The sequence below is a fragment of the Candidatus Pantoea symbiotica genome (assembly GCF_056491525.1).
In genome coordinates this window covers 117,993-128,139 of record NZ_JBSZHR010000002.1, presented here as the reverse complement: position 1 = coordinate 128,139, position 10,147 = coordinate 117,993, and the positions used below count along the sequence as shown (strand labels likewise).

Genomic DNA, 10,147 nt, shown 5'->3' with positions numbered 1-10,147 from the left:
ACCTATTGTGATTTCGGGGAATTAATTGCGATGCAGGTTGGATATTATAAATATATTAAGTCCATTTTAAATTTTAGGTCTAGCTTTCTATCTCCTTAATAAATCCTTTATTTTCTGCTGACACTTTACTTACAAACGGTACTTAATGGATTAACGGGACAGTGCCAGGATAAGCGATGCGAGAGAGTTTAAAAGTGTGATCAGAGTCACGGTTAGGCAAGGTCGCCATGAATGGCGACCCTACGGGCTGAGGGATCCCCAGGAATATCGTTAATACACATATACGATATTCCTGTAACTCGCTGATAGTTCGGCTCGCACCGTTTCTATATCCAGCTGACTGATCCCTGCCGGGTTGTGCCTTATCGCATTTCTTGCCAGCGTAAGGTATGACAGTACTCGCCGGTGTTGCACCGTGTTCGCCTGATAAAACCGGTGCTCGCCTTTGCTTTCAAGCGCGTAGCCCATCAGCCACAGTAAGATGCTGCACAGCGTCGACAGCAGGTTCAGCACTGACATCCTTTCCACACTCCGGCTGAAGCTGCTTCTCAGCCCCATACCGTAACGTTCACTCTTTTCATCCCGGAAGTTCTGTTCTATCTGCATTCTCCGGCTGTAAAGCTTCATTACCGTCCGTGGCTTCAGCTCCGCATCGCTGGTAAACAGCACCCACGGCTCACGGGCCAGGCGACTCTGGTTTGCCTCTTCGCGCGTGTAAAAAAAACGATCCCGGCTTTTCTTTCCGTGACGATTTTTGGGCGCTCTCTTATGAACGTGCACGAAGCCGTAAGCCGGTGATTTTTTATATCGCGTCAGCCGGGCCGCACCAGCACAGCGCGGCGTTGTGCCGGCTTTTAGCTGACCCGGCGTTACCCACTCATCCGTTCCGGCCAGCTTCAGAACGCCGTTGCCCCTGAGCCGGCCGATGAAGTGCCATCCGTGCGACTGAACGCGGTTAAACCACTCGCGGCGGAACCCGGCATCGGTGACGATGGTCACTTTCCTGTCTCCCATACACCCGGCCAGTTCGTCCAGAAAGCGGTTCTGAAGGTCGGGATTTCCCAGCTTATCGCCTTCTGCGATGAGGCTCAGCAGCGGGATAGCGCGTCCGTCCGCCAGCAGGCTGGCACGCAAAAGGCTGAAGGACTGAGTCGGCCAGGCGCTCCAGTCCACGGCAATGACGCACTCCTTCATGTCCCGGATAAGCCAGCAGATAATGTCGCGTGACAGCGCGGGCACCTCCCGGTGGAGGGCAGCATTCCCCATAAGGCGGTCAACGCGTTTGATTTTGTGCTTAACGCGGGCATCGCCCGCAAGAGAGCGACCAATGCTGGTCAGATTGAGGGAAGCACCGCGGGTCAGGGAAATCGTCATATCAGTGAGGGCGTTACGACGATACTGATGGGTGCTGGCTAAAGATTCCCGTAAAAATTTATGGCAAAATGCGGAAGCAGGCATAGTGGCGATCTTATTTTTTGTTGGCGCAATAATTAGATCATTTTTCCACTGTGCCTGCTTCGTTTTTGTGGGGATTCATCAGCCCTACGGGGAGTTGGTTTTTAGGGTCGCCATTTATGGCGACCTGGTCGATGCACGCACTTCACTCAACTCAAATCCACATCGCGGGTGCCGCCCCACCAGGTAAAAGCAAACCCGCCAATCCACGCTACAATCAACCCGGCGAGATAGACCGCCATCCCGGCAAAAATGCCCTGTGATGAAGTCATTAGCGGCAGCGTGACTAAACCGGAAGGGCCAAACACGGTGTTCATTCCCACTGGCAATCCCAGCCACGCCACCAGCCCGATAAAGAAGCCGCCCAGCGCGCCGCCAAAACAGGCGGTAATAAACGGCTTCAGGCGCGGCAGCGTGACGCCATAAATCAGCGGTTCGCCGACACCGAGCAAACCTGGCACAATCGCGCCTTTGATCTGTTTACGCAGCTGCGAGTGTTTATCCGCTTTACACCATAACGCCAGCGAGGCGCCAACCTGCCCGGCGCCAGCCATCGCCAGAATGGGAAAGAGCGAGTTAAAGCCCTGGGTTTCCATCAGCGCGAAATAGACCGGAATAAAGCCCTGATGAATGCCAAACATCACCGCAATTAAAAACAGTCCGGCCAAAATAGCGCAACCAAACGGATTGTTATTGAGGTGAATAAACAACCACGACATACCTTTAAACAGTTCGCCGCCGATCGGCATAATCACCAGGAATGTCACCGCGCCGGTAATTAATAACGTCAGCAACGACGTCAGGATCATATCGAGATTATCGGGAATGATTTTTCGCAGCTGTTTCTCAATCCAGGCACCAAATATCGCCGCCAGCAGCACGCCTATAATATTGCCGCGTGGATCAATCACCATGCCGAAGAAATCCTGCATGCCGCTGTAATAGCCAACTTTGGCGTCAGGCACATAACCGAGCACAAACAGTGAGGCGATAATGGCGCCGTTCACGCCGGTCCCACCAAAGGCTTTCTGTGCGTTGTAGCCGATCAAAATACTCAGGAAGGTAAACAGCCCTTTGCCGAACACCTTCATGTACGCCACGGTATCCAGCAGCCAGCGCGCGTGATCGCCCGGTTGATTGAGGTGAAAGATCTGCTCGATCAGCGTGGCAAAACCCAGCAGCAAACCGGCACCGATAAAACCGGGGATCAGCGGCGTAAAGATAGTGGCAAAGCAAGAGAGAAAACGGTGCAGCGCGCTGGTCTGTTTCGCCTTCATCTGCTGCTTTTGCGCGCTGGCGATGGCCTGCAGATCGCCTGGCGTCTGTTGATTGAGCAGCGCCTGCATTTTCTCCGCTGCGGTTTGTGCTTTGCCGGGACCGAGCACAATCTGCAGCTGCGCATCGCTGTCGATCACACCCAGCACTCCCGGCAGCGTTTTGAGTGTGGCGCTATCCACCTGCGTGGCATCGTTGAGCGTCAGGCGCAGACGCGTCATGCAGTTGCCGCACTGCAGCACGTTGCTGGCGCCGCCCACAGCCTGCAGGATATCGCGCACCAGACCTTCGGTAATGGCCGCCATCATTGCGCTCCTGCGTCACGTAGCGCATTGCGAATAAAGCCCTGATTCTGACTCAGCAGCGATTTCGCTTCATCGGAAGTTAATCCCGCCAGCACCATGACAATCGCGGTTTTACAATGCCCATTACACGCCGCCAGCGCCTGCTGCGCGGTGGCATCGTCACAGTCGGTGGCTTGTTTGACGATATTCACCTGGCGCTGCACCAGCTTCTGATTAGTGGCTTCCACATCGACCATCAAATTGCCGTACACCTTGCCGCTGCGAATCATCGCGCCGGTGGTGAGCATATTGAGCACCAGCTTCTGCGCCGTTCCGGCCTTCATGCGCGATGAACCGGTGACCACTTCCGGGCCCACCACCGGCGTCAACGCCACATCCGCAGCCTGCGACATCGGGCTGTTGGGATTGCAGGTTAACGCTGCGGTAAATGCGCCTTGCTGACGCGCATACGCCAGCGCGCCCAGCACATACGGCGTGCGGCCGCTGGCGGCAATCCCGACCAGCACATCGTTAGCATTGAACTGGATATCCCGCAGATCCTGCGCGCCTTGCTCAACATTGTCTTCGGCGTTTTCCACCGCCTGCAGAATTGCGGTGTGGCCGCCAGCAATCAGCCCAACAACCTGGCTGCGCGGCGTGCCAAAGGTAGGCGGACATTCGCTGGCATCCAGAATACCCAGACGACCCGACGTGCCCGCGCCGCAATAGATCAGGCGACCGCCTTTGCTGAAGGCTTGGGTGATGGCATCTACCACCTGCGCAATCTGCGGCACGATGGCTTCCACCGCCAATGCCACTTTTTTGTCTTCATCATTAATCACCCGCAGCATGGCTTCGGTGGACAGCTCATCAATGTTCTGACTGGCGGGATTACGACCTTCGGTGATCATCTGGCTGAGATCGATCTGCATGGGACACTCCGGTGAGAGAATAATTTATTCGTAAAACTATATATCACACAGAATTGTTAATTCCTCTGCTGCGCGTGATTTTTTTGCTTTTTGCCGCAGCAGGCATAAAAAAACCCGCCTAAGCGGGTTTCTGTATATGGCGGTCGCCATGAATGGCGACCCTACGACGTTATTAACTGGCGCTTTGGGTGCGCAGCTGCTGCTCGTAGGCGGCGGCCTGTTTGGTGTCGAACTGGTCTTCCCAGCGCGCGATCACCAGCACCGCCAGCGCGTTACCGATCACGTTCAGCGCGGTGCGCGCCATGTCCATGATGCGATCCACACCGGCGATAAACGCCAGACCTTCCAGCGGAATCCCCACGCTGCCCAGCGTTGCCAGCAGCACCACAAAGGAGACGCCCGGCACGCCAGCGATACCTTTCGAGGTCACCATCAGCGTCAGCACCAGAATGATCTCGTCGGTCAGCGACAGGTCAATGCCATACAGTTGGGCGATAAAGATCGCCGCGATGCTCTGATAAAGCGTTGAACCGTCGAGGTTGAACGAGTAACCGGTTGGCACCACGAAGCTGGTGATGGCTTTCGGTGCACCGTAGGCTTCCATCTTCTGCATGATGCGCGGCAGCACGGTTTCTGAGCTGGAAGTGGAATAGGCAAGAATCAGCTCGTCTTTCAGAATGCGCATCAGCGTAGTGATGCGCAGCTTACAGAAGCGCGCCACCGTGCCGAGCACCACGAAAGCAAAGAACAGAATCGCCACGTACACCAGCAACACCAGCTTGGCGAGCGGATAGAGCGAGGCAAAACCGAAGTTCGCAATGGTAACCGCAATCAGCGCAAACACGCCGACTGGCGCATAACGCATGATCATGTGCGTCACTTTAAACATGGTTTCGGAAATAGAACGGAATACCGTGACCAGCGGATCGCGATGTTCCGATGGCAGCGCCGACAAGCCCATACCAAATAGCACCGAGAAAAAGATAATCGGCAGCATGTCGCCCTTCACCAGCGAGGCGAAGATGTTCTGCGGGATCAGCGACAGAATGGTGGTGACCAGACCGTGCGGTGCGCCCTGAACGGCTTCGGTTGTGGCTTCGTATTTAGAGATGTCCACCGTTGCCAGCGTTGACATATCAATGCCGCTGCCGGGTTGGAATACGTTGGCCAGCGTGATGCCGACCACAATGGCAATGGTGGTGATCACTTCAAAATAGATGATGGTTTTGACACCAATACGTCCGAGCTTTTTCGCATCACCCACGCCAGCAATGCCGACAATCAGTGAGGAGATAACAATCGGTACCACAATCATCTTGATCAGATGAATAAAGATGTCACCCGCTGGCGTCAGAATGTTAGTGATTAACCATTCACGATCGTCGGGCTGATTATGCAGCACGGTTCCCACAATCACGCCCAAAATCAGCGCGACGAGGATTTGCCATGCAAGGGTGAACTTAAAACCTTTCATAACGCGTTATTTCCTCAGTTAAAAACCCCTTTGCTCTGCTGCGAAGGTGCAGGAGAAATGTCACACAGGGAAGTGAGCAAAAGCCCGATAAAATAGAGGGTTATTTATGACTACGTCGGTTACAGCTGTGCAGGCATTTTGCGCCTGCGGAGTGATGCAGTCTGAGTTGATACCTGCTGAACAGGGCCGAGATAAGTACCATTTTCACTACGGTAAATGCAACCCCCGGCGTGATAGCGCAAATCTTATTCAGGTTAGTAGCATAAAATGCTGACAAAGGTTAACAGCCATAACTCGCTGTTATGAAAAGTGTTAATTCGATAAGTTTCAGCATAGCTATGCAATATTGCGCAAAAAGCGGCCCGGCTCGTTTGCTTATTATTTGCACAGAAGAACCAGAAATCTCTTAGGCTTAAAGCAGAAGATCGGACTGATCGCGCGGCGTTTTGACTCCGCGTTCGTGGGGCATTTGGCGGTGATAAAAGGTCGTGATCCAGACTACAAAACAGAAACAAAGCCCTACTGCGCTCTTCAATTAACCATTGATTGACATATGATTAACATCTTCAAGGAGGTCAGCCATGAGCCAAATACACAAGCATCCCGTACCCGCTGCCATTGCAGCGAATGCTCTCATTAATGCCGATCAGTATGCGGCGCTGTATCAACAATCGGTTGACGATCCCGACACCTTTTGGGGTGAGCAAGGCAAAATCCTCGACTGGATTAAGCCTTACAGCAAAGTGAAAAATACCTCCTTTGCCCCCGGCAATATTTCAATTCGCTGGTATGAAGATGGCGAGCTAAACCTCGCCGCTAACTGCCTCGATCGCCATCTGGCCACGCGTGGCGACCATCCTGCCATCATCTGGGAAGGCGACGACGCCAGCGAAAGCAAAACCATTACCTTCCGCGAACTGCATGCGGACGTCTGCCGCTTTGCCAATGTGCTCGGCAGCCTGGGCGTGAAGAAAGGCGACGTGGTCGCGATCTATATGCCGATGGTGCCCGAAGCGGCCGTGGCGATGCTGGCCTGCGCGCGCATTGGCGCGGTGCACTCGGTGATCTTCGGTGGCTTCTCACCGGAAGCGGTCGCCGGACGCGTGGTCGATTCCAACGCCAAACTAATCATCACCGCCGATGAAGGCGTGCGTGCTGGTCGCAGCATTCCGCTGAAGAAAAACGTCGATGATGCCCTGAACAATCCGAATGTCACCACGGTGAAAAATGTGGTGGTGTTTAAGCGCACCGGTAAAGACACCGGCTGGCGCGAAGGCCGCGATCTGTGGTGGCACGATCTGGTAGCGAAGGCCAGCGATCAGCACCAACCGGTCGCCGTTGATGCCGAACATCCGCTGTTTATCCTTTATACCTCCGGTTCCACCGGCAAGCCGAAAGGCGTGCTGCACACCACCGGCGGTTATCTGGTGTATGCCGCCAGCACCTTCAAGTATGTGTTTGATTATCATCCGGATGATGTTTACTGGTGTACCGCCGACGTCGGCTGGATCACCGGCCACAGCTATCTGATTTACGGGCCGCTGGCGTGCGGCGCGACCACGCTGATGTTTGAAGGCGTGCCGAACTGGCCGAAGCCGAGCCGCATGGCGGAAGTGGTGGATAAACATAAGGTTACGCTGCTGTATACCGCGCCAACCGCGATTCGCGCGCTGATGGCCGAAGGTGATAAAGCGATTGAAGGCACCGATCGCAGCAGCCTGCGCATCATGGGTTCGGTGGGTGAACCGATCAACCCGGAAGCCTGGGAGTGGTATTACAAGAAGATTGGCGACAGCCGTTGCCCGATCGTCGATACCTGGTGGCAAACCGAAACCGGCGGCTTCATGATCACGCCATTGCCGGGTGCGACCGAACTGAAAGCCGGTTCCGCCACCAAACCGTTCTTCGGCGTGCAGCCTGCGCTGGTAGATAACGAAGGCAATCCGCTTGAGGGGGCGACCGAAGGCAACCTGGTGATCGTTGATTCCTGGCCAGGCCAGGCGCGTACGCTGTATGGCGATCACGATCGTTTCGAGCAAACCTATTTCTCTACCTTCAAAAATCGCTACTTCAGCGGTGACGGCGCGCGCCGTGATGAAGATGGTTATTACTGGATCACCGGCCGCGTTGATGACGTGCTGAACGTTTCCGGTCACCGTCTTGGCACCGCCGAGATTGAATCGGCGCTGGTGTCGCATCCGAAGATTGCCGAAGCTGCGGTGGTGGGCATTCCGCACAGCATCAAAGGCCAGGCGATCTACGCTTATATCACGCTCAACCACGGCGAAGAGCCGTCGCCAGAGCTGTATACCGAAGTGCGTAACTGGGTGCGTAAAGAGATTGGCCCGATTGCCACGCCGGATGTGCTGCACTGGACCGACTCGCTGCCAAAAACCCGCTCAGGCAAGATTATGCGTCGCATTCTGCGCAAAATCGCTGCCGGCGATACCAGCAATCTCGGCGATACCTCTACGCTGGCCGATCCGGGCGTGGTAGAGAAATTGCTGGAGGAGAAACAGTCCATCACCATGCCATAACCGGCATCGACCCGACGGAGAGTGTCAGCCTGTCCCCGGCAGGCTCCTCTCCGTCACCTTCACCTTACGCCGTATGCTTTTCACCATCGCACAACCTATATAACTAGAATATTCAGATGGTTAAATCACTTTATTGTGAGATTTCTGTCTGCCTTGCCTCTGGAGAAAATGTGATGAACGAAACCCCTGAACAGGAAGCAGTCTGGCAACAAGTCGAGAATAATCCGCGCTTTCATGAGCTGGTGCATAAGCGCCAGGCGTTTGCGCTGCTGCTCAGCGTGATCATGCTGGTGCTCTACATCGGCTTTATTCTGTTGATCGCCTTTGCGCCCGCCTGGCTCGGTACGCCGCTGCACGCGGGCACTAACGTCACGCGCGGCATTCCGATTGGCGTCGGTTTAATCGTGATGTCATTCGTGCTGACCGGCGTCTACGTGTGGCGCGCCAACGGCGAGTTTGATCGTCTGACCAAACAGATCCTGAGCGAGGTGAAATCATGAAGCGCCTGCTTTCGGTATTTTTAGCCATCGTGCCCGCCAGCGTGTTTGCCGCCGATGCCATTACCGGCGCGGTGCAACGGCAAGCCACCAACTATGAAGCCATTATCATGTTCGTGGTGTTTGTCGCCGCGACGCTCGGCATCACTTATTGGGCCTCGAAACGCACCCGCTCACGCAGCGATTACTACACCGCTGGCGGCAATATCACCGGTTTCCAGAATGGCCTAGCCATCGCCGGTGACTTTATGTCCGCCGCCTCCTTCCTTGGTATTTCTGCTCTGGTTTACACCTCGGGTTACGACGGGCTGATCTACTCGCTCGGCTTCCTCGTCGGCTGGCCGATGATCCTGTTTTTGATTGCCGAACGGTTGCGTAACCTCGGGCGCTATACCTTCGCCGATGTCGCTTCCTATCGCCTCGCGCAGAAACCGATCCGTACGTTGTCGGCCTGCGGCTCGCTGGTGGTGGTGGCGCTCTATCTGATCGCGCAGATGGTCGGTGCCGGTAAGCTGATCCAGCTGCTGTTTGGCCTCGATTACCATATCGCGGTGGTGATGGTCGGCATTTTGATGGTGCTGTACGTGCTGTTCGGCGGCATGCTGGCGACCACCTGGGTGCAGATCATTAAAGCGGTGCTGCTGCTGTTTGGCGCTAGCTTTATGGCGATTATGGTGATGAAAGCCGTTGGCTTTAGCTTCAATACGCTGTTCACCGAAGCGATGGCGGTGCACCCGAAAGGCGCGGCGATCATGCAGCCTGGCGGGCTGGTGAAAGATCCGATCTCGGCGCTCTCATTAGGTCTCGGTTTGATGTTCGGTACTGCCGGTTTGCCGCATATTCTGATGCGCTTCTTCACCGTGGCCGATGCGCGTGAAGCGCGTAAAAGCGTGTTCTGGGCTACCGGCTTTATGGGCTACTTCTACTTCCTGACTTTTATTATCGGCTTCGGCGCGATTTTGCTGGTGGGAGCGAATCCAGCCTTCAAAGATGCCAGCGGCGCGCTGCTCGGCGGCACCAATATGGCTGCGGTGCATCTGGCGAATGCGGTCGGCGGTAGCCTGTTCCTCGGCTTTATCTCGGCAGTGGCCTTCGCCACCATTCTGGCGGTGGTGGCAGGTTTGACACTGGCGGGCGCATCAGCGGTTTCACACGATCTCTATGCCAGCGTGATCCGCGAAGGTAAGGCGACGGAGCGCGATGAACTGCGCATCTCGAAGATCACCGTGCTGGTGTTGGGCGTGGTAGCGATTGCGCTGGGGATTCTGTTTGAGAAACAGAACATTGCCTTCATGGTCGGCCTGGCGTTCTCGATTGCTGCCAGCTGTAACTTCCCGATTATTCTGCTGTCGATGTACTGGTCGAAACTGACCACGCGCGGCGCGATGGTGGGCGGTTGGCTGGGACTGATCACTGCTGTGCTGCTGATGATCCTTGGCCCGACGATTTGGGTGCAAGTGTTGGGGCATGAGAAGCCGATTTATCCGTATGAGTATCCGGCGCTGTTCTCGATGCTGGCGGCGTTTATCGGCATCTGGCTGTTCTCGATTACCGACCATTCAGCACGCGGTGCGCAGGAACGTGCGCGCTTCCGTGGGCAGTTTATTCGCTCGCAGACGGGGATTGGGATTTCGCAGGGTAAATCGCATTAGTGAGGATGTTAAAAAGGTCGCCATGAATGGCGACCCTACGG

At 55.3% G+C, this 10,147-nt stretch carries 7 protein-coding genes; 3 read left to right on the top strand and 4 right to left on the bottom strand.

Annotated features, from left to right (window positions below; all coding sequences use genetic code 11):
- Positions 1 to 270 precede the first annotated feature (270 nt).
- The 4 genes from ACXIZX_RS01250 to gltP all read right to left on the bottom strand — a co-directional run bounded on the left by ACXIZX_RS01250 (position 271) and on the right by gltP (position 5,420).
- Entirely contained in the window at positions 271 to 1,458 is a 1,188-nt protein-coding gene (locus tag ACXIZX_RS01250) for an IS4 family transposase (protein WP_479403451.1), read from the bottom strand.
- A gap of 146 nt (positions 1,459 to 1,604) precedes the next feature.
- Positions 1,605 to 3,035, bottom strand: a complete 1,431-nt coding sequence (gene murP / locus ACXIZX_RS01245) for a PTS N-acetylmuramic acid transporter subunit IIBC (protein ID WP_479404836.1) — start codon at positions 3,033 to 3,035, stop codon at positions 1,605 to 1,607.
- A complete protein-coding gene (gene murQ / locus ACXIZX_RS01240; RefSeq protein ID WP_479403462.1) occupies positions 3,035 to 3,946 on the bottom strand; it encodes an N-acetylmuramic acid 6-phosphate etherase in 912 nt (303 codons plus the stop codon). The genes murP and murQ overlap by 1 nt, the downstream gene beginning before the upstream one ends.
- Positions 3,947 to 4,118: 172 nt before the next feature.
- The gene (gene gltP / locus ACXIZX_RS01235) at positions 4,119 to 5,420 is read right to left on the bottom strand and encodes a glutamate/aspartate:proton symporter GltP (RefSeq protein WP_061718358.1); all 1,302 of its coding nucleotides are present in this window, start codon (positions 5,418 to 5,420) and stop codon (positions 4,119 to 4,121) included.
- 581 nt (positions 5,421 to 6,001) lie between these two features.
- Here gltP and acs point away from each other — a divergent pair.
- From acs to actP, 3 genes are all read left to right on the top strand, one after another.
- Positions 6,002 to 7,957: an acetate--CoA ligase gene (acs, locus tag ACXIZX_RS01230; protein WP_479403461.1), complete on the top strand. Its 1,956-nt coding sequence runs from the start codon at positions 6,002 to 6,004 to the stop codon at positions 7,955 to 7,957.
- 173 nt (positions 7,958 to 8,130) lie between these two features.
- Complete coding sequence (locus tag ACXIZX_RS01225) at positions 8,131 to 8,457, top strand: DUF485 domain-containing protein (protein ID WP_008109989.1); 327 nt, start codon at positions 8,131 to 8,133, stop codon at positions 8,455 to 8,457.
- On the top strand, positions 8,454 to 10,106 hold the full coding sequence (actP, locus tag ACXIZX_RS01220; protein WP_008109988.1) for a cation/acetate symporter ActP: 1,653 nt from the start codon (positions 8,454 to 8,456) through the stop codon (positions 10,104 to 10,106). Before ACXIZX_RS01225 ends, actP begins: the two co-directional genes overlap by 4 nt.
- Positions 10,107 to 10,147 lie beyond the last annotated feature (41 nt).

Excerpts from the sequence above, each read along its gene's own strand:
- murQ (WP_479403462.1), bottom strand. The coding sequence starts at position 3,946 with ATGCAGATCGATCTCAGCCAGATGATCACCGAAGGTCGTAATCCCGCC.
- ACXIZX_RS01225 (WP_008109989.1), top strand. The coding sequence starts at position 8,131 with ATGAACGAAACCCCTGAACAGGAAGCAGTCTGGCAACAAGTCGAGAAT.
- actP (WP_008109988.1), top strand. The coding sequence starts at position 8,454 with ATGAAGCGCCTGCTTTCGGTATTTTTAGCCATCGTGCCCGCCAGCGTG.
- gltP (WP_061718358.1), bottom strand. The coding sequence starts at position 5,420 with ATGAAAGGTTTTAAGTTCACCCTTGCATGGCAAATCCTCGTCGCGCTG.
- murP (WP_479404836.1), bottom strand. The coding sequence starts at position 3,035 with ATGGCGGCCATTACCGAAGGTCTGGTGCGCGATATCCTGCAGGCTGTG.
- ACXIZX_RS01250 (WP_479403451.1), bottom strand. The coding sequence starts at position 1,458 with ATGCCTGCTTCCGCATTTTGCCATAAATTTTTACGGGAATCTTTAGCC.
- acs (WP_479403461.1), top strand. The coding sequence starts at position 6,002 with ATGAGCCAAATACACAAGCATCCCGTACCCGCTGCCATTGCAGCGAAT.